The sequence below is a fragment of the Citrobacter sp. CRE-46 genome (genome assembly GCF_059615875.1).
In genome coordinates this window covers 1,113,423-1,133,187 of the sequence record NZ_CM184341.1, presented here as the reverse complement: position 1 = coordinate 1,133,187, position 19,765 = coordinate 1,113,423, and the positions used below count along the sequence as shown (strand labels likewise).

The window sequence follows — 19,765 nt, the reverse complement described above, 5'->3', positions numbered from 1 at the left end:
ATGTCCACTATCGTTATTAGAATACGTAATGACAATATTCCCAGCGCCCTGAACAAAGTTTGGCAGGATAAGATTGGACGGGTTTGGGTGGGCTATGAAAATCTGGATGATGTGGCAAAAACCTACGATCTTCATGATCAGCAGCCCGTTGATAAAATTGACAACTTTATGACTAAACTGGTCAGCCGGGCTGTAGATGTTTATACCCAGTAACCGGAGAAGACTTCCCGGTCATCACCTGTAGCGGGAGCGTTCACTATTTCAGCGCCAGCTTAACAACGGGCTGAACGCTTCGCTGCCCACCAGCGCACGCAGCGCTGGTAGATGGCAATTACGTGCCAGAAGCGGCGGTACGGCAAAAATGGTATCTCCAGGTAAGATGACATTCTCCAGTTGCCCCCACAGGTACCAGCCGGTCTCAACCCCGCTATCCGGGACAAACAAATGCAAATGCCTGCCCTGTTGCGGCTCATCGGCAATGCCCAGCCACTGGCTAAAACGCGGGATATCCGGCGCAACCCCTGTCACCAGCGAACAGCGCCCAACCTGGTTTGCCGGAATATAAAAATTGAGCGTCCCGAGGGTAATACGCACCGCAGCCAGATTAATGAGAGTCGGCATAACCACTGGTCTCCTGATAACGCGCAAAAACCAGATTCAGATCGAGCAGCGTGAACCAGGTTTCCGCCACGTTAACCACACCCACAGCGATAGTCTGCAGCGCCGGAGGCAGCGAGTCTCCCGGCAAGTGGATCTGGCTTTCGGCGACTTCCAGCACATCAATCAGCTTATCTATCAGGATCCCGCTTTGCATTTTTTCGGCGTAACCAATCAGGATGGTACGTTTACCTGCCGGGTTAACGTCAGGTTTGTCGATCAGGCTGTCCAGCCTCATCACCGACTCCACGCGACCACGGTAGTTGATGACGCCTTCCAGCATCGGTGCACAGCAGGGAACCCAGGATATAGGACGCTCCGCGAGGATCTCTTTTATCTGCGCCCCGTAGAACGCAAAATTCTTACCCACCAGTTGAAATAGCACCAGCGTGCGCTGCGGTTCATCTACGTTTTCACACTCCGGCTTTTCACCGTGATTTAGGGCGAGAATTTGCTCCAGCTGTTGGCTCATGTTTTCTCCTTTTACTCAGCAATGCAGAAGGTGTTACGGCCATTTTGCTTCGCGGCATACAGCGCCTGATCGGCGCGTTCGCGCAGCGTTTCAACACGATCGCCAAACTGCCACTGCGCAATACCCGCGCTGAAGGTACTGTGAAAACTGGCGTCATTGACGGCGAAGGTGACCTGTTCATAGTCCTTGCGCAATCGTTCGACCACCCGAGCCGCCTTTTCGCTACTGGTATTGGGCATAATGATGACAAACTCTTCGCCCCCGTAACGCCCAACAATATCGGTGCTGCGTAAGCGATGGGAAAACAGCTGCGAAATCCCAACAATCACCTGGTCGCCAACCGCATGGCCGTAGGTGTCGTTAATGCTTTTGAAATGATCCAGATCCACCATCACCATGCAGAACGGATTACTACTGTAATTCGACTCGGCAATCGCGCTTTTCAGAAAATGGGTAGTCGTCGAGTGGTTATATAACCCACTCAGACTGTCCTGCGACATACGCGCGCGCAGAGTGCGCATTCTTTCGGCACGGATAGACACGGCACGGATGAGCTCCTCAGGATCGGCTTGTTTGAGAATAAAATCCTCCGCGCCGATGCTCATTGCCCCAAGCTGCGCATGCTTGTTGGTCTCGCTGGAGAGATAGGCGATCGGCAGACCAATATGCTGTGGTATTTGACGAATAAGTTTCGTTAACTCCTCACCGCTAAATTCCGGCATATGGTAGTCCATCAGTACCAGATCAATCGGTTGCGCGTTCAGCACATGCAGTAAATAGTGAGGTTTCTCCAGCACATGTACCTCCATGCCCGCCATGCGCAGCCTTTCAGCGTTGTATTCCGCCACCGCGGGCTCGTCATCGATCAACAGCACCTGATACGGTTTTTTCAGCGAAGGCTGCGTCAGGCGGTGTAGTTCCTGTACCAAATCAGTGATAGAAGCCGGTTTCACGTAGTAGCCATCACAGCCGGATTTAATGGCGTTGATGCGGGCGTTAAAATCGCTGTGGCAGGAGAGAAATAGTACCGGGAAAGGTTTGCCCACTTTCTGCTTCAGATCCACCATCGCCAACGGTCCACCGTAGGCGTTGTCCGGAAAGCTGACATCCATAATCACCACGGCTGGCGGTTGTGCCAGTACGGCTTGCGTAAAATCCTCAGTATTGGCAAATACATGACAGGTAAAGCCGAAACAACGCAACTGGGTAGCAAGCAACTCAACCTGGTCGACGTCATCATCACACAAGTAGATAGGCTTACTGGCCCGCCGGACATATCCCTCTTCCGGACGCTGCGAGGAGACAGGAAAGGTGAACTCCGTGTCGCTAATACGATGCTCAAGATTGAGTTGCTCCTGGGTGAGGGTATACAGCCAGCGAATAATTCTCCGCAGCTCATCATAATGAAGTATGCTTTGCTCTGTTTCCGGTTCTGTTAGTAAACGCTCACCTTCTGCTGAGGCATTCGCCAGCGGGCTAAAACCAAAAGACCCCGCTGAACCGTGAATACTGTGCAGCAGAATGTGCAGTTGTTTACGACAGGTTTCGCTGGGTTCAGCGACTAATTGAACGAGCAGCCTTTCTGCCTGTGCCAGCATATCGGGGATGCGACGCAAAAATCCCTGACGCAGACGCGCTATTTTTTCCTGCGCCGCCGCCATCGCTATGTGCTTATTTTCTGGTTTCATCAAACGCCCAGGCTTATTCAGTAACGGCGGACGGTAGCAGGAGCGCATTTACTGCCGCCCCCAGATTTTCCGCCAGGTTTTCATCTTTTTTTACCCACCGGTCGTACCGGAGATCGCTGGCCGTCACTTCGTTTGCACTGAGTAATATAAAGGGCTTAGACCAGGCCTGAGTGCGTAACAGCGCCAACAAATCCAGACCACTGATCTCAGGCATATGCAGATCGCTAATCACCAGGTCGATGTTTTTATCCGAGTCCAGGCACGCCAGGGCAGAAATAGCGCTTTCCACAATCACCACGTCGTAGCCATCCATCTGCAAAAAAATAGAGGCCAGTTCAGCCGCAAAAAGATCATCATCAACTAATAAAATTCGCATCTTCTCTCTCGATTTTGCGCCATCAGCACAAAAGCATTTTTAATGTTTTTATTAAACTGTCCTGCTCGAAATCGCCTTTGGCGATGTAGGCGTCCGCCCCTACCTGAATGCCCCGTCGTCGGTCTTCTTCCTTCGCGCGGGACGTCACGATGATGATTGGCGTGTGCTGGTAATTTTTCTCTGCGCGCAACGATTTAGTGAAGGTAAAACCATCCATAAACGGCATTTCGACATCCGTCAGTACGGCATCGAATTGGGTCAGTTTCGCTTTTTGCAGCCCTGACAGCCCATCTTCAGCCAACGTGACCTGATAGCCATGCGCCTCCAGCACATTTTTTTCTATCTCGCGGGTATTGAGGGAATCATCAACCACCAGCACGTGCCAGGCATCTTGCGCCACGCTCGTCGCGGGCGCCGGGGCGTTGGTTTGCCGTGACTGTTGCGCCATCGCCATCAGCGCAGGCACTTGCAGGATGCTGACCAGTTGGTTATCCGGCGTCTGTACCATCCCGGAGACCAGCGACTGCTGCTGCATATGCTTTGGTAAGGGTTTGATCATCATCTTGCGTTCATCGAGCAGCTTATCTACCCGCAGCGCCATTTTGCTGTACTGGTTCTGCACGACGATTAAACGTTGTCCCGCCGATGAGAGATTGCCCTGGCGATCGTGAATGCCCAGCAGAGCGCCTGCGCATACCACGGGAATAAACTCGTTATGCAAAATAATGGCCGGTCGCCCGGCGATATCGCTAATCCCCTCCGGGGTACATTCCACCACTTCGACCACATACTGTGCCGCCAGTCCGAACAGGTGTCCCTGCTCTTCAAATTGCATAATTCGCATCATCGTGAGCGAGACAGGCAGGCGCAGGCTAAAGCTGGTTCCGACGCCCGGGCGACTGTATACCTGCAAATCACCTTGCAGGTCGGTCACCACCGTTTTGCGCACCACATCGAGACCCACACCGCGCCCTGAAAGCTCAGAGACTATCTTGCTAGTGGAAAAGCCAGGATGAAAAATCAGCTCATTACACTCCTGCTCGGAGAGTTGTCCGGCCATTGATGCGGGAACCAGGCCTTTACTGACCGCCTTCGCGCTGATGGCCTCATAATTCAGACCGCGACCGTCATCTTCGATGCGCAGTAATATTCCGCTGCCGTCCTGCTGTGTGGTGATGGTAATGGTGCCGCGGGTCGATTTACCCAGTGCCAGGCGTTCGTCGATCTCGCCAATACCGTGATCGACCGCATTACGCAGCAAATGCGTCAGGGATTCCGATAGCCGGTCAATGAGCTGGCGGTCAATTTCCACTTCACCGCCGACGAAGCGGCACACCACCTGTTTGTTCAGCGTGGACGCCAGTTCACTGACCTGGAGTGAGATCGGCTCAAACAGCGTCGATAGCGGAAGCATGCGGATCCGCGCCGCCACATCGTACAGTTCAAACATCTGCAAATGCTGGATCTGAACGCTTTCTTTTAGTTGAGCGCTAAAATCATGGATCTGCTGGCGAAGCTGCTCGGCGCTTAGGCCCGGCAATCGGGGGACCAACTGACTCAGGTTTTGGATCTGCTGTTCAAGGCGATCATGTCCGGCGAGCACTTCCCCGAGGATGTCGATCAGGCCATCCAGCTTGTTCAGCTTTACTCGTACGAAATCGGCCTGCTTGATACCGGAGTCCAGGGAGGGGGCTGCGGCAGAAGCCGAAACACCAGGTTTGTCCGTAGCCGCTGGCGACTCCAGCGCCACAGTAACGGTTTCTCCCCGACTGGCGGAGGCCAGGCGTTCGCACAGCCCGGCATCCGCCGGTGGCAACTGATTATCGCCCTCGCTGACAAAAAGCTGGGTCAACTGGCCCGAAAGATACTCCACGGACTCATGAATCAGATTACCCAGCGCCCTGTCCGGCGTCAGTTTGTTATCACGCAGCTCACTTAATACATCTTCAAGATGATGAGTGACATCAGCGATACTTTGCAATTTCAGCATCCGCGCGCCCCCTTTCAGGGTATGCGCGGCGCGAAACATCTCACCTATCCAGGCTTCAGTATGTTCATCAGCGGAAAGGAGGAACGCCCCTTCGCTGATCGTCTGCAAATGACCTCTCCCTTCATCAATAAAGCGCAGAACGAATTTTTTCAGATCGATAGCCATAATCGCTCTTATTTGCCACTTCGGTGGGCAAATTGCGCCAGTTGATGTTCACAAAGAAAACGAAACGTATTGCCAGGAAACACCATCGGCAAACGCAGACGACAAACCGCAGAAGGGTTGTTCATTTCGTCGTTCAGTAATTGCATCACCACGCGATACGTACGCTGCGCAGGCTGGCGTAACTCGCTTTGACGGTACATTTCGGCCAGATAATAGTGCGCCGGCCAGTAACCCGGCTCCTGATAAACCACCTGTTTAAACCAGGCGATAGCCTGCTGCGTCTGGCGCTGCCACATCATCGCCAGGCCGAGCAGCATTTTGGCCTCTGCCGACCACTCATCCTGGGCGAGGATCTTCTGCGCGTTTCCGGCAGTCTGAGAAAACTGACGCTGTTCGAGGGCAATGACGCCCTGAATCAGCAGCGCATCCGGATTACGGGGATCGTCGCGCAATACGCAGGCGATACACTTTTCGGCCTCAGAAAAACATTTATCATCGAGACAGGCACGCGCCTTTTTTAGCCAGTCATCATTTTTCTGAACCATGGGCATGGAAGGTTCATCCTCCACTACCGTTCTCGGCCGTGGAGCGCGTACCGCGACCCTGGGTACTGGTGCGATTGTTGGCGTTTCACGATGATGGCAAAAATAAAAAATTCCCTGTTCCTGCTCCAGCTTCAGGATGTCGAAATTGTTGGCTAACGTTTCCGCGTTGCCAAAAAATAAGGCCCCCTGAGGCTGTAGCATTTTCGACAAATTACCGTGCAGTTCACGACGCGTTGGCGTGTCGAAATAGATAGAGACGTTGCGCAGCAAAATGATGTCCACTTCCGGCAACAGCTGCTCTTTTATGATGTTGGTGCGGTGAAACGAGACTTTCTCGCGGATCGCATCATGCAGTCGGTAGAGATTTCCTGAGCGGGTAAAGTAGCGCTGCTGAATGTCTGGGTCGACGCCGCGAAACGAGTAGCTTGAATAGCTGGCGTTTCTGGCTTTTGCCAGGATGACCGGGTCAATATCGCAACCGTAAATTTCAATCCGCTGGGCCATTTCGCCCGGGTATTTCTCATGCAGTTTAATCGCCAGCGAATAGGCTTCTTCTCCGGAAGAACATCCGGCGCTGAGAATACGTACCGGGCCGCTGCGCTGTTGCAGCAGACGCGGGACCCACTTATCGCAGATCAGATCCAGCGTCTCGTTTTCGCGGAAAAAATAGGTTTCGTTAATGGTTATCAGCGTAATAAAGCGATCAAACTCGTCCTGCGAAATACGCAGTTGTTCATAATATTCATAGTAATTATTGATGTTTCGTTCGCTCATACGCCGTTTCAGCGCCGATTTCAGCAACGCTTCCATTGCGTTATCAAAGTGCAAACCCACCCGTTCTTTGATCAGGCGGGCGTAATCAGGAAGATTGGGGATCATGGCAATTTACTCTCAAAATGCCCGTGAAAGGCCATCGATAGCAGCACCTTCGCGAGACCGTCCAGCGGGATCGTGCGGTGTATCAGTTGCCTGTCGATCGCGTTCTTATTCATACCGAACACCACCGAGCTCTCTTCATCCTGCGCCAACGTTCGCCCTCCCCGGCGGAAAATAAGCTCAATGCCGCGACAGCCATCGCTCCCCATACCCGTCATAATCAGCCCGACGGCCTTTTCGCGAAATACCTCAGCCACCGACTCCAGCAACAGATTGCAACTGGGATGATAGACATCGCTTTCCTGTCTGGGGATTGCCGCCAGGCGTTGATTGCTCTTGACGATCAGATGCTGCTCCGGCGGTAAAATATAGACGTATCCCGCTTCAACCCGATCGTCTTCCTGCGCCAGCCGCACCTTCAGTTCGGTCACGCTGTCCAGCCAGTGCACCATATTTTTTGCGAAGCCATCGGCAATATGTTGGGCAATGAGCACCGGGCATGGAAACGTACCAGGGAGATCCTGTAATAGCTTGCTCAGTGCCTGCGGCCCCCCCGTCGAACAGGCAATCGCCAGCACAAAAGGCCAGTCCTGCGGTGTCTTTACTGTGTCCGTCGTCGGGCGTGCGGCGGGCATTACTGGTTCGGTTGGATGGCGTAATCCCTTGATATGACGGATCACTTTCACACCGACTAACAATTCCACTTTGCGATGCAGCGCATCGGTCGAGAGCGGGAAATCGCTGCTATGGTGCAGCACCGCCAAAGCACCACGGGAAATATAATCATCATCCCATTGTTTTTCTGGGAAAAACCGCATCACAAGGATGGGAATAGCGCTGGTCGCCATGATCGTTTCCACAACCTCGACGTTATCGGGGCTTGAGGTATCCAGCGTCAGAATCAGCAGATCGGGCATCAGTTGTTGTAATAATCTCATCGCTTGTCTGCGATGGGCGGCTTGCCCCACCACTTTAATGTGCGGATGATCTTCCAGTTGCCTGACCAGTTCATTACGCGATGCGCTGTCCAGGTCAAGGATCAGCACCCGTATATTGCCGCTGTTCATACATCCGTTTCCGTCAAGGTGAATGACGTCGATGCCTCTTTCAGCGCTTTCGACAGTTGCGTCATATCCTGACTGACAACCAAAATGTCTTTGATCGATTGCGAGGTATAGTTACTGGCCACGACGATCTCACGCAGCGCCATGACCACCTGATTGCTCGCCGTTTTCTGCTGCTGGGTCGATAGTGAAATTTGTAGCGCCGCCGTAGAGGTTTGCTCGGCGGTAACGACGATGTCGTTCAGATGTTCAGCACTGACTTTACAGGCCCTGGCTCCCGCTTTAATGCTCTCGCCGCCTTTCTCCGCGTTCAGCACCAGACGATTGATCGCATTTTGGATCTCGCTGATCTTATTCTCGATCTCAACCGTCGATTCCGTTACTGAATCGGCCAGACGACGAATTTCAGCCGCCACCACCGAGAAACGCTTACCGGCTTCTCCAGCGCTGGCGGCCTCCAGCGCTGCGTTAAAGGCGATAAGTTTCGTTTGATCGGCAACGCTATTGATGATCACCATCACGCGACTGATTTCCGTCGACTTATTGCCGAGCATCATAATTTCACGCATGTTTTGCTGATTATCGGTATCAATATCCGTCATCCGCATCAGCAATTGTGACATCGACTCTGAACCTTTATTGCAATCCTCAAGCGTCTGGTTGGCAATATCCACCACCGCCCGCGAGTGCTCAGCAATTTGCGTAGAAGAGGCCGACAGCTCTTCCATCGTGGAAGTAATTTCGGCCACCGAAGATGACGTTTCCACGCTGGTTGACGCCTGACCATCTACCGCCTCGGTGATATGCAGTGACGCCTGATGTACCGAATCCGCGTGAGAAACCATATCGCCGACCAGCGAGTGCAGACGCTGACGCATCATCTCTACCGCACTCAGCAGTTCGCCAATTTCATCGTGATGATCGATCTCCACGTCAACCGTTAAATCTCCTTTTGCGATGGTCTGCGCAATCCCGAGTACGCGGTTTAAACGGCGTGAAATCAGAAAACGACTGGCAACGGCAATCAGCAGTAAAATGACCGGTAACAGGAAAGCCGTGAACAACAACAGGCCATTGCGTACCAGGTTACTGCTTCTGGATACATCATCAACGTAGCTGGTGGTGGCAATGATCCAGTCGATCCCGTCGATATATTCATAGACGGCAACCTTAGTCCTCGGCGGCGTACCGTAGCGACTTACCCAGTTGTAGTAAGTGATGCCATTTTTATGTTCGAGGATATCGGCAAACAGCTTATAGCCATTGGCATCGGTGATATTAATCGCCTGTTGATTGCTCAACGATGGATGGACCAACATACGACCCGGTTCGAATCCGGCATCCAGCACGTAGGCGTAACCCTCTTTACCAATATGCACATTCAACAAACGCTGAATAATCGGTTGCAGACTTTGTTTAACATCGAATCCCACCGCAACCGCGCCAACGACCTGACCATATTTATCGGCTATCGGCTCATAGTGGCTAATAAACTGCTTTCCGAACAGCGTGACCACGCCCGAAAAGGGCTTATTTTTCAAAAGCAGTGGCAATGCCGGGTTATCGTGCCCCAATGCCGTTGCGGTGGCCGTATTGCCAGAGCTTGCCAATAACGTGCTGCTAACGCGCACAAACTGCTCGCCTTGCAGAATAAATGTGCTGGCAAATACGCTGGTTAACTCGGTGAAATGTGCGTTGGTGGTGGGTTTACTCAGCACCGCTTTTAATTCGGTTGCATCCATATAACGCAGCGGTTTATCGGCAACGTTTTGGTAATTATTAATATAAACATTACTGTAATGCTCTGCATCGCGGGTGACGCGCTGGAATTCATTAGAAATACTATTGTGGAAAATACGCGTGTTGGTTTTAATCATCTCCAGGGCATTAGCCTGCAATTCACGGGAAAGGTAAGAAGATAATATAAAAGAGGCACCGATCAGCAGCGTTGCAATACAAAAAACCAGAATCATACCGAGCTTCATCGCCACACCGGGATGGATATTGTGCAGCCATGAGAGCAGCCGGGCGCGCGGTCCCATACCGGCAGCGTCCGCCGTTCGATTCTTCACTTTACTAATGTCACTCATGATTTTTATTCTCTACCTGAGAAGAAATTACTTTTTTGGCCATCAGGCGTTAGCGCCCTGCTATTTCAACGTGAGCAATGGCGTAGGTTTGCCAATGTGATATCCCTGTAACCACCCAACATTCATTTTTTCCAGACATGCCTGAATATTGGCGTTTTCGACAAATTCGGCGACGACCTGCATATTTTTCATTTCAGCGACACGGCAGAATGATTCGACGATGTAGTAGCTGATCTCGCTTTCGGTGATCCGTCGAATAAAAGAACCGTCTATTTTCAGAATGTCTGCTTCGATATTCATCAAGCGCGCATGACTGGCAAATCCGGTACCAAAGTCATCAATCGCCACGCGACATCCCAACTGACGTATTAAGCTCAGGGTTTCCACGGTTTGTTCTTTATCTGATAATGTATCCGCTTCGGTTATCTCAAAAATAATCCGCTGCGGCTCCACAGCGTAATCGTGCAGAAGCTGAGTGATTCTGGACACCATATTTGAACGACACACCGTGACTGGTGCCAGATTAATGGCAAAACAGCGCTGCGGATGGGTGCGCATGAACTTTAGGGTGTTTTCGATAACCCAGAGATCGATATCCGGCGCCAGCCCCGCATCATGGGCAATCGGCAGAAAGCTGTTTGGTGGAATAAATTCCCCCCGTTCGTTGAGCATACGGATCAATATTTCATGATACGGCGCTTCGCCATGGGTACTGACTATCGGCTGGGCCATCAGAACGAAGGCATTATTATCCAGCGCATTTTGCAATGCAGTACGGATTTCAGTTTTATCAACGATGTGGTTGCCAAGGACCCGGCTATGCTGTGCTTCGAGGTTTTCCGGCCTGCCGTTGGTCAGGGATAAGCCGGCTACCATGCCGAGCTTACCCACCAGCTGGTAGATATCATCGCTATGATCGTTAATCAGGCAGTAGCCCAAACCACTGCGAAAACCCAGCCGGTGATTGTTGTAGAAGAGGCGAAAACTATTGGCAGCCTGGTACAGGTCGCATAACCGCTCGCAGGTCCCATTTTCCAGGCGGATAAGCAGATCATAACCCGCGTGATAATAGACCTTCTCGCTTTTGATCAAATGACCCCTGAGATGCTCAGCAAGGATCTTCTGGTAGCGTGCGCGAAAATGAAAACCGTAGCGGCGCGAAAAGAGCTCCAGCTCGGGGATCTGTATCAGGCATACCGTCGCCCTCTCAGTGGTAAACAACTCCGTCTTCAGAGCACGCAGGTTCGCCATGCCCGTCATCGGGTCAGTCAGACCCAACAGCAGGACCTGGTTAAACCGCTGACGGGTAAATTTTGCCAGCGCTCCTATGATCACAATAGTGAGTGAAAAGACAAAAATAAGGGTGGAAACCAGCGCCTGATGCAGCATGAAATTGATGTCGCTGGCAATATAACTGTCGTTATGTTTGCCTAAAATAATCAGTACGACCGTCCACACCAGCATGGTGAACGAGTGACCAATCTTAATCGCCCCCCACAGCATCAATGGAAATAACAGGATCAGGCTATAGAAAGAAAAAAAGATGTTCGGACTGTTCGGTGACGTCAAACAGAACATCAGTGAAATCAGCAAAATACACCAGATGCTGACGCCAAAGGCGGTGATATTCCCTTTACACTGAAAGACAATCGCTCTGATAAAGGTCAACAGGTAAGACGGTCGACGAATGATGCGATAAATTTTGTAGAAAAAGGGGATACCCGTCAGGCAACCGTTGATGATCCCCTGAATACGTACCAGCATCTCCAAGCTCATAACCGGAATATTGTCCACATCCGGGCGATGACCATGGGTGACGAACGCGGCAAAAATCCTGCTGAATAACAGATAGAGCAGGATGTTAAAGCCGCATAGCCAAATCAGGCGGCTCAGGCTGATTTTTATACGGCCAAAACTGGCGCAGCTGCGTCTGCCCGTAACGTTGCGATAAACGACATAGCTAAAGGTTGAGGCCATAACCAGGCACAGCGCATCCACCCGCTCGCTTTGTGGCCCCACTACGAACATCAAGGCGAGAAACAGAATAAATCCCGGCAATACCCGAAAACCAAACAGAACCAATGCGGCGGAAAATACGGCGAGCTTGAGATCGTAAACTGTTAAAATATTATTATTGAGAAGACAATAACCGTTAAGATATTGTGCCAGTGGATATAACAGGCCAGGCAAAGCAAGTGGCAGGCACCATTTTTGAATGCTTTTTGCTGTGTGAGTATTTATTATCGCGTCCAAATCAATTTATCCGCTATGCACTATACCAATAGGACTTTAATCCAGACTCGAATGTCACAAACAAATCCTTTTGGGTCAGTCGCTGAACCATAGCAAAATTGTCAACATTGACCGCGCACTGAGAAAATAAAGTTAGGCTCTATATTGAAGCGAGCATCTTATTCATATCAGATCAGGAAATAAATACTCATTAATAGACAAAAATGGACATCCCGGCGGGATGAAACTACAGCACACTCACTTAATAGCATAGCTAATTCATTGATGCTAAATATAAAAACCACACCTTACTGACAACTTCACCACACCTCCAACCAGTACAAACAAAAAACACGCCTTGTCGTTTTAATGTCAACATTAATATCCTGGATGAGGCATAATGAAAAATGTATTTTTATGAACACTTTTGCCTGTTGACGATAAGCACAGCGTTATCTATATTCGCATACCGTTATTGTTGTCATTACTCATCCTGGTTCAATGTTAGTTATTTGTTACGTCATTACGTTTCACATCTTTCATCTACTTATTTGCAACAATAATATCCCATTAAGAAATAACAGAAATAAATTTAGCATCGCATAATCAATTCAGGAATTAACATAATCCGTGGCAAAGTCTCTGTTTTCCCTTAAAGCAATAAAAGGGTGGCAACATTCCATCACTGGCAAAATAACGCAATTCTTGCTGGTAGGTATCGTTATTGCTTTTAGCGCTGGCGCCTTTACCAACTGGAGCCTGATAGACAGCTTTTCTTATCAACAGTGGGTGCAGCGCGCTGAAGCGAATGCACAGATTATGACCTACATTATCCGCAGCGTGTACACCACCGTTTCGGTTGAAACCAGCGATGCCGGGCAGATCTCCCGCATCGTCTCCGACAGACAACTTGGCGACACCGACTCCATTCTGCAAACTGGTTATAACCCGGTAGACGTCCTGGCGTTGGCATCAGTGCAGACGCACAGCCCCACCTGGTTGTTTCTTTACACACCGGAAAAAGGGTATGTTGGGATTAACAACAAGTCTGAAAATGGCGAAGGAATTATCTCCTTCTCTGGTCGTCTGCCGCGCGATGTGCTGGTCAATTACTATGTTGGCTTCGCCCAGATTAATGGCGAAGAGTGTTTTATCAGCGCCGTCCCGATTTTGACGCCTTCCGGCGCGATCCTCGGAAGCCTGATAAGCAGCATCGGTAAAAAAAGTGAGTTGTACGCCACCTACGATGCGATGCTGAAAAAGAGCAGTATCATTTTTGTCCTGATTTTGCTGGTGACGCTGGCGCTGGTTACGCTGTTTATGCGCCGCTTATTCCGACCGGTTCCGCTGCTGATCAACTCCCTCACCCGTATTGCCCATGAAGAGACCGACTGCATTACCCCTTATCTTGATCAGGACGATGAAATTGGGCATCTCGCAGGAGCGATTGAGAAATTGCGCGTCGCCATGAAAGAGCGCGGTTATCTGCAACGCATGCATGAAATGTCGCAAAAGATGGAGCATATGGCCCATCATGATTCGCTGACCGGCTTACCCAATCGCGTTTCGTTTGGCCAGGCGCTAGATAAACGCGTCAGTGAAATTCATCTGGATGAAAAACCGTTCAACCTGCTATTGATTGACCTCGACAATTTCAAACCGGTCAACGATACCTTCGGCCATAAAGCCGGGGATGAACTGTTAATTAGCGTGGCCCAACGCCTGCAATTGCTGCTCGGCCCTGACGACATCGCGGCGCGTCTGGGCGGTGATGAGTTCGCCATCCTGCAACATGTCAGCGACAACGCCATCAGAGAGGCGAATCGTCTGGCAAAACGCATTATTCGTGCGCTGAGTACCCCATTCACCTGGAGCACGCATACTTTTTCCATCAGCTGTAGCATCGGTATCACCACCGCGCCATATCAGGGCAACAATACCTCGACACTGATGATCAATGCCGATCTTGCTATGTATGCCTCTAAGCATCATGGCCGCGGCTGCTTCCATTTCTTTGAAGACGGCATGGTGATGAAGCAGACTCACAGCCTGTTTATTAATCAGGAAATTATTGATGGTATTGATAACAAGGAGTTCGAACTTCACTACCAGCCAATCATAAACCTGGCAGATGAAAGCGTGTATGGGTATGAATCGCTGATCCGCTGGAATCATCCCAGCAAGGGACTGATTTACCCAGATTATTTTATCAGCATAGCCGAAAGTTCCGGCCTGATTGTACGTTTAGGCGAATGGATTATTCGTCAATCCTGTGAAGCGGCGGCTAAATGGCCGGAGCGCACCAGAATTGCCGTCAATATATCGGCCTACCAGTTGCACAGTCCGGGGCTGGTGGATGTGATCAAAGACGCCTTACGCATCAGCCAACTCGCGGCAGAGCGCCTTGAAATAGAAATCACCGAATCCGAGAAACTGGATAGATCAATCGCCTTACCCGTACTGCAAGAGATCCGCGCTATGGGCATCGAAATCGCCATGGACGATCTGGGAACCGGGTATGCGGCGCTGGATTACCTGCTGATTTATCCTTTCACCCGCATCAAGATCGCCCACACGTTGGTCGATAAGCTGCAGCAGGATAATGCCAGCCAGTATTTGATTGTGATGCTGATTCAGTTTGCCCATAAGTACAATATGTCGGTCACTGCTGAAGGGGTGGAGACCGCGCAGCAGCGTGACATCCTGCGCGACATAAAGTGCCAGAATGTTCAGGGCTATTTCTTTAGCTATCCGCTTCGCGAACATGAGGTGCTTTCCGCGTTTGCCGAAGAGGTTATTGAAGAAGGTCTGAGCAATGCCTGACATCTTTCGCCTGGCAAAACGCCTGCTCATGATGGTTGTACTGCTGGCAGTGACTACGCCATGCATGGCAGATAAGCAACTGCATACGCTGGAACAGATCGCCAGCAAGAAAACCATTACCCTTGGCTATCAGGATGATGCGTTTCCCTTCTCCTGGCAAAATGGAAATACCCCTGCGGGCTACTCCATTGATATCTGCAACAGTATCGTCAGCGCGCTCAAGACCAAACTCCAGCTAAAAAACCTGAAAATAGAGTGGGTAAAAGCCAATTCAGCATCGCAGTTTGTGCTGATTAAAAACCACATGGCAGACATCATGTGCATACCTGCCTTTTATTCACAAAGCCGCCACAGCATGAGCGAGTTCTCCCTGCCGTTTTATTTTTCGAGCACCCGCTTTGTGATGCGTAAAACCGAAAGCAGCGACAACCTGGCTAAGCTTTCTGGACATAGCGTACTGGTAAAAAGCGGTACGATTTACGTTGAGCAACTGCAAAAAGTGAATGCCGCGAATGATCTGGATATTAATATTCAACTCGACACCAATAATATTACGGCCTTCAACGAACTGAAGAACGGTGAGTATTCAGCACTGATCTCCAGCACGGTATTACTCAAAGGGATGATTGCTCAAACCCCAAACCCTGAAGAGTATGCGCTGTCAGATATTGCACTCAGCGCCCCGCTACCAGCGGGCCTGTTGCTCCCGTTACATGATAAAGAATTTAAAGAGTTTGTTGATGGCACGTTGTCTTCTCTGATGACCAGCAACGACTTTACTGCGCTGTACAATAAATGGTTTCAGTCACCGATTCCGCCAAAATCCATCAATTTAAACATTCCCATGTCAGATAACCTGAAAGCACTAACGGCTGCTAAAAAGAAGATCAGTTTTGATTATGAAAAATATAATTAATCGTGAAATGGCAAGGGTGAAACGTACGGTGCAATGGCTGATCCTACTGGCAGGTATCGTCATCTCCCCTGCGCTGATGGCTCAGCAAAACGCCGCGACGCTCGACCATATTCAGAACAGCAGCGTGCTAAACGTGGGCTATCGCCAGTTGCCGCCATTTTCATTTACCGACCACAATGGCAAGGTCACGGGTTATACCATTGCGGTATGTAACATAATTGCCGATAAGTTGCGCCAGTATCTTAAGCTCAATAGCTTAACTATTCATTATATTCCCGTGAGCTTTGGGGAACGCTTTACCGCATTAAACACGCGCAAAATTGATATGGACTGTAGCGTAAATACCAATGCGCCGGAGCGGATATCCAGCGTCTCATTTTCTCTCAACTATTACATCGCAAAAATGCGCATCATTGCGTTACGTAAAAATAATATCCACTCGATTGTCGATCTTAAAGGCCGCACGGTGAGCCTGCCTGGAAGCTCAAAAGATTTGCTGGAGTTTAATAAAGCCAACAGAGAGCAGCATCTTAATATTTCGACAATTACTACCACCACGATAAACGGTGCGTTTGACAAGATGGCGCATAATGAAGCCGCCGCCTTATTCCTTGATGATGTTCTGGCCTGGCCGTTGATTAAGGATAGCGAGCAACCGGAACTGTTCAGCGTGTCGGCACAGAGCATCGGCAATGATATGCACTATGCCATTATGATGAGGAAAAACGATCCGCAGTTCGTGACGTTTGTTAACAGCACGCTGAAAGATTTCTTCGCCTCACCGATCAACGCGCAGTTACGCAAAAAGTGGCTGTCTCCCTGGTCCTGCGAAAAGATGAAAATCCCATCGCCAGGCAGCTGTCAGCATAGTAATTGAACACTATCAGCCGCTCTTTACACCACCGCTTGCTGCGCCTGTGGAAAATCCCCGGGGTGCTGCTGTTGCTATTGACCGTCCATTCGCTGCGCGCCGCCTGGGATTTTGCCAGCATCCAGCAGAAATCCGATGCGCTTTACGGCCCCGCAAGCCCGCAAGCGCAACGGCGGATCAACGCCTGGCAGCAGTTGTTGCTCCAGTTGCGTAATGCAGACGAACAAACACAATTACACGCCGTAAACCAATTTTTTAACGATAAGCTCCGTTATACCGAAGATATTGACGCCTGGCATGACGTCGATTACTGGGCAACCCCCATTGAATCACTGCGCAAAGGTGAGGCGGATTGTGAAGACTACGCGATCGCTAAATATTTCACTCTCCGCCAGTTGGGCATCTCCGAAGACAAACTGCGTATTACCTATGTTAAGGCCCTGCGTTATAACCGGGCGCATATGGTGCTGACCTGGTACCTCACACCTGAAGCGATTCCTCTGGTACTCGACAGCCTGACCAATACCATTTCACCGGCCACCCAGCGTATGGATTTATTACCCGTTTACTCCTTTAACAACACTGGCCTTTGGCTTCCGGGCAATCAGAACAATAAGCGCGTTGGCGACAGCAAGAGACTTTCTCGCTGGCAGCAAGTTTTCATCAAAATGCGGGAAGAGGGCTTCCCGATGGATAAATAGGAATCACCTGTGTCTCTTTTTAAACAGTTACTCCTGACAATCTCTCTCTTTATGATGGTTGTGTTTAGCGGCAATTTTATCGTGACGTTAGAAAGCTCTCGCGATCAGTCCAATAACCAACTCCTTTCACATGCCCAGGATGCAGCAACCGCGCTGGGCGTTTCGCTGACCCCCAACGTCAACGATCCGGCGATGATCGAGCTAATGGTTAGCTCCATTTTCGATAGCGGTTACTACAAAAAAATCCGTATTGTCGATCTGCAAAACGGCAAAACGATGCTTGAGCGTCGCGCGGCGGCGTCGATTCCCAATGTTCCCGGTTGGTTTGTTGATCTGGTGGATGTGACTCCGCAAACGGGCGAGGCGACAATCATGCGCGGCTGGCAGCTGGCCGCTCGTGTGGAAGTGACCAGCGATCCGATCTTTGCCGTACAGCGTCTGTGGGACAATACCCTGGGCAATCTGCTGTGGATGCTCTCCTGTAGTCTCGTCTGTTTAATCGCTGGCATTCTGCTGCTGCGCAAACTGCTGCGCCCGCTCAATTATCTGGCAAAACAGTCAGAAGCCATTGCCCGCCGCGAATTTCTGACGCTACAGGAACTGCCAAAAACGCCGGAATTACGCCGTGTCGTTAACGCCATGAATTTGATGGCAGCGAAGCTCAAGTCATTATTTGAAGAGCAAGCTGTCTATAGCGAACGTCTGCACAATGAAGCTTATCTCGACAGCCAGACCGGAATTGCCAACCGCCGCGCATTCGATATGCAGTTTCAGGCGCGGCTAAGTGATGCCGATACGGCGCCAGGGTATCTGATGCTGGTTCGCGTTCAGGACTTAGGCGGTCTGAATCAGCGTTTTGGCGGCCCGCATACCGATAAGCTGTTGCTCAATATCGCCAACCTGCTGAACGCGCATAAAGAAAAATATGCCTCTCTCGACAGCACCCTCGCCCGCATTCGCGGCGGCGAGTTCGCCCTGCTCTGCCCCGGCGTTACGCACGGTGAAATGCTGGACATGGGCAATTCGCTGTGTCAGAAGCTGACGGCCTTTTATGCCACCGGTATGTCAGACCAACAGCCGGTCGCCTATACCAGCATGGTGCCATTCAGCGCCGGAGATAACGCCCAGTCATTGCTGATCCAGGCCGATCGCCTGCTGGTGGAAGCAGAAACACATACCGACCATCAGGTGGTTCCCACCACCGAGGTGCCAGCGGCTACCGAAGATCAGCATTTGTGGTTTGTTCGCCTTGAGCATGCGCTGGAAAATCAGCAATTCCAGTTGGTTTATCAACCCGTTGTGGATTGCCGCACGCCCGACAAAATCCTGCATTACAAAGTGCTGTCGCGCATTATTGACGAACAGGGCAACACCATTACCGCCGGTCGTTTCCTGCCGTGGATCCACCGCTTTGGCTGGAGTCATCGCCTCGATAAAGTGATGCTGAAACTGACGTTGAACCAACTAAAAACTGCACCGGGGAAATTAGCGCTGAGTATTTCAGGCAGTTCTGTCGCCAGTGCGAACGCCATTGCTGACCTGCTCAATCCGCTGCGCTATTCACCGAAATTAGCCCATCAGTTGATTCTGGAGCTGGATGAAAATCAGCTCCCGGGACCACATCAGATGGCGGCATTTGTCAAAGCTGTAGGACAGCATCGCTGCGCGCTCGGTCTGCAACACTTCGGCAGTCGCTTCAACATGATCGGTCATCTGTCGCAGTGGGGGCTTGCTTATCTGAAAATCGACAGCAGCTATATCCGCAATATTGATGAAGAAAACGATAAACGTTTGTTCATTGAAGTGTTGTGCAGCGCCACGCGCAGTATTGATTTGCCGCTGATTGCCGAACGTGTTGAAACGGAAGGTGAGCTTAAGGTACTGCAGGAATTAGGGATTGATGGCGCAATGGGTCAATTATTAGGTGAACCCGCGCCGTTGTGATAACAGCAGGCAGCCTGTATATCGCCGGATGGCGCTTCGCTTATCCGGCCTACAAGCCGGCTGCCTGCATCAACTAAAAAATACGGTCATCACTCCCAAGCAGTTGTTCTAACCCGCCAAGCTCCTGACGCGCGTTCGCGCGATTCATTAATTTAACCTGCGCCATCGGCGGAAGATCGGTAATGGCAATCACGCCTTTACGGATCAGCAGGTAAATCAGATCGTCGAGCACGCGGACCATCTCCAGGTCGCTTTTTTGCAGCATCTCTAACGTCTGTTGGGTGTCATTTTCAGCGTTTTTGCCAGCGCCTGCTGCCTGCGCGTGTGGTCCAGAATTCATATCAGTGTCTTTCAT

At 50.7% G+C, this 19,765-nt stretch carries 16 protein-coding genes; 6 read left to right on the top strand and 10 right to left on the bottom strand.

Annotation, left to right across the window (positions count from 1 at the left end; all coding sequences use genetic code 11):
- The gene (locus AC534G_RS05370; protein ID WP_110497032.1) at positions 1-213 is read left to right on the top strand and encodes a DUF302 domain-containing protein; all 213 of its coding nucleotides are present in this window, start codon (positions 1-3) and stop codon (positions 211-213) included.
- 48 nt (positions 214-261) lie between these two features.
- Here the strand turns inward: AC534G_RS05370 and AC534G_RS05365 are convergent, their stop codons facing one another.
- The 9 genes from AC534G_RS05365 to AC534G_RS05325 are packed head-to-tail and all read right to left on the bottom strand — an operon-like array spanning position 262 to position 12,113.
- A complete protein-coding gene (locus tag AC534G_RS05365; RefSeq protein ID WP_085048854.1) occupies positions 262-621 on the bottom strand; it encodes a hypothetical protein in 360 nt (119 codons plus the stop codon).
- Positions 605-1,129 carry a chemotaxis protein CheW gene (locus AC534G_RS05360; RefSeq protein ID WP_110497030.1) on the bottom strand — a complete coding sequence of 175 codons (525 nt, stop codon included), beginning with the start codon at positions 1,127-1,129 and terminating at the stop codon, positions 605-607. Before AC534G_RS05360 ends, AC534G_RS05365 begins: the two co-directional genes overlap by 17 nt.
- Positions 1,130-1,140: 11 nt before the next feature.
- A complete protein-coding gene (locus AC534G_RS05355) occupies positions 1,141-2,817 on the bottom strand; it encodes a diguanylate cyclase (RefSeq protein ID WP_110498793.1) in 1,677 nt (558 codons plus the stop codon).
- Positions 2,818-2,830: 13 nt separating this feature from the next.
- Positions 2,831-3,193: a response regulator gene (locus tag AC534G_RS05350; protein ID WP_110497028.1), complete on the bottom strand. Its 363-nt coding sequence runs from the start codon at positions 3,191-3,193 to the stop codon at positions 2,831-2,833.
- A gap of 22 nt (positions 3,194-3,215) precedes the next feature.
- Entirely contained in the window at positions 3,216-5,348 is a 2,133-nt protein-coding gene (locus tag AC534G_RS05345) for a hybrid sensor histidine kinase/response regulator (protein ID WP_110497026.1), read from the bottom strand.
- A gap of 8 nt (positions 5,349-5,356) precedes the next feature.
- On the bottom strand, positions 5,357-6,772 hold the full coding sequence (locus AC534G_RS05340) for a CheR family methyltransferase (protein ID WP_110497024.1): 1,416 nt from the start codon (positions 6,770-6,772) through the stop codon (positions 5,357-5,359).
- Positions 6,769-7,836 carry a chemotaxis protein CheB gene (locus AC534G_RS05335; RefSeq protein WP_110497022.1) on the bottom strand — a complete coding sequence of 356 codons (1,068 nt, stop codon included), beginning with the start codon at positions 7,834-7,836 and terminating at the stop codon, positions 6,769-6,771. Before AC534G_RS05335 ends, AC534G_RS05340 begins: the two co-directional genes overlap by 4 nt.
- Positions 7,833-9,923 carry a methyl-accepting chemotaxis protein gene (locus AC534G_RS05330; RefSeq protein ID WP_110497020.1) on the bottom strand — a complete coding sequence of 697 codons (2,091 nt, stop codon included), beginning with the start codon at positions 9,921-9,923 and terminating at the stop codon, positions 7,833-7,835. The genes AC534G_RS05335 and AC534G_RS05330 overlap by 4 nt, the downstream gene beginning before the upstream one ends.
- A 60-nt stretch (positions 9,924-9,983) precedes the next feature.
- A complete protein-coding gene (locus AC534G_RS05325) occupies positions 9,984-12,113 on the bottom strand; it encodes a sensor domain-containing phosphodiesterase (protein WP_233593709.1) in 2,130 nt (709 codons plus the stop codon).
- Positions 12,114-12,785: 672 nt separating this feature from the next.
- Between AC534G_RS05325 and AC534G_RS05320 the strand changes: the two genes are divergently transcribed.
- From AC534G_RS05320 to AC534G_RS05300, 5 genes are read left to right on the top strand one after another with little or no spacing between them, the layout of a single operon-like run.
- Positions 12,786-14,978: a putative bifunctional diguanylate cyclase/phosphodiesterase gene (locus tag AC534G_RS05320; RefSeq protein ID WP_110497016.1), complete on the top strand. Its 2,193-nt coding sequence runs from the start codon at positions 12,786-12,788 to the stop codon at positions 14,976-14,978.
- Entirely contained in the window at positions 14,971-15,894 is a 924-nt protein-coding gene (locus AC534G_RS05315; RefSeq protein ID WP_110497014.1) for an amino acid ABC transporter substrate-binding protein, read from the top strand. Before AC534G_RS05320 ends, AC534G_RS05315 begins: the two co-directional genes overlap by 8 nt.
- Positions 15,878-16,771, top strand: a complete 894-nt coding sequence (locus tag AC534G_RS05310) for a transporter substrate-binding domain-containing protein (protein ID WP_085048844.1) — start codon at positions 15,878-15,880, stop codon at positions 16,769-16,771. Before AC534G_RS05315 ends, AC534G_RS05310 begins: the two co-directional genes overlap by 17 nt.
- Positions 16,772-16,776: 5 nt before the next feature.
- Positions 16,777-17,466, top strand: a complete 690-nt coding sequence (gene lapG, locus AC534G_RS05305) for a cysteine protease LapG (RefSeq protein ID WP_369708756.1) — start codon at positions 16,777-16,779, stop codon at positions 17,464-17,466.
- Between the two features lie 9 nt (positions 17,467-17,475).
- On the top strand, positions 17,476-19,410 hold the full coding sequence (locus tag AC534G_RS05300; protein ID WP_496594513.1) for an EAL domain-containing protein: 1,935 nt from the start codon (positions 17,476-17,478) through the stop codon (positions 19,408-19,410).
- Between the two features lie 73 nt (positions 19,411-19,483).
- Here the strand turns inward: AC534G_RS05300 and AC534G_RS05295 are convergent, their stop codons facing one another.
- The gene (locus tag AC534G_RS05295; protein ID WP_042311152.1) at positions 19,484-19,750 is read right to left on the bottom strand and encodes a hypothetical protein; all 267 of its coding nucleotides are present in this window, start codon (positions 19,748-19,750) and stop codon (positions 19,484-19,486) included.
- Between the last annotated feature and the right edge of the window lie 15 nt (positions 19,751-19,765).

What these genes read in the sequence shown, in the direction of transcription:
- AC534G_RS05370 (WP_110497032.1), top strand. Translation starts at nt 1, where the DNA reads ATGTCCACTATCGTTATTAGAATACGTAATGACAATATTCCCAGCGCC.
- AC534G_RS05365 (WP_085048854.1), bottom strand. Translation starts at nt 621, where the DNA reads ATGCCGACTCTCATTAATCTGGCTGCGGTGCGTATTACCCTCGGGACG.
- AC534G_RS05360 (WP_110497030.1), bottom strand. Translation starts at nt 1,129, where the DNA reads ATGAGCCAACAGCTGGAGCAAATTCTCGCCCTAAATCACGGTGAAAAG.
- AC534G_RS05355 (WP_110498793.1), bottom strand. Translation starts at nt 2,817, where the DNA reads ATGAAACCAGAAAATAAGCACATAGCGATGGCGGCGGCGCAGGAAAAA.
- AC534G_RS05350 (WP_110497028.1), bottom strand. Translation starts at nt 3,193, where the DNA reads ATGCGAATTTTATTAGTTGATGATGATCTTTTTGCGGCTGAACTGGCC.
- AC534G_RS05345 (WP_110497026.1), bottom strand. Translation starts at nt 5,348, where the DNA reads ATGGCTATCGATCTGAAAAAATTCGTTCTGCGCTTTATTGATGAAGGG.
- AC534G_RS05340 (WP_110497024.1), bottom strand. Translation starts at nt 6,772, where the DNA reads ATGATCCCCAATCTTCCTGATTACGCCCGCCTGATCAAAGAACGGGTG.
- AC534G_RS05335 (WP_110497022.1), bottom strand. Translation starts at nt 7,836, where the DNA reads ATGAACAGCGGCAATATACGGGTGCTGATCCTTGACCTGGACAGCGCA.
- AC534G_RS05330 (WP_110497020.1), bottom strand. Translation starts at nt 9,923, where the DNA reads ATGAGTGACATTAGTAAAGTGAAGAATCGAACGGCGGACGCTGCCGGT.
- AC534G_RS05315 (WP_110497014.1), top strand. Translation starts at nt 14,971, where the DNA reads ATGCCTGACATCTTTCGCCTGGCAAAACGCCTGCTCATGATGGTTGTA.
- AC534G_RS05310 (WP_085048844.1), top strand. Translation starts at nt 15,878, where the DNA reads ATGAAAAATATAATTAATCGTGAAATGGCAAGGGTGAAACGTACGGTG.
- AC534G_RS05295 (WP_042311152.1), bottom strand. Translation starts at nt 19,750, where the DNA reads ATGAATTCTGGACCACACGCGCAGGCAGCAGGCGCTGGCAAAAACGCT.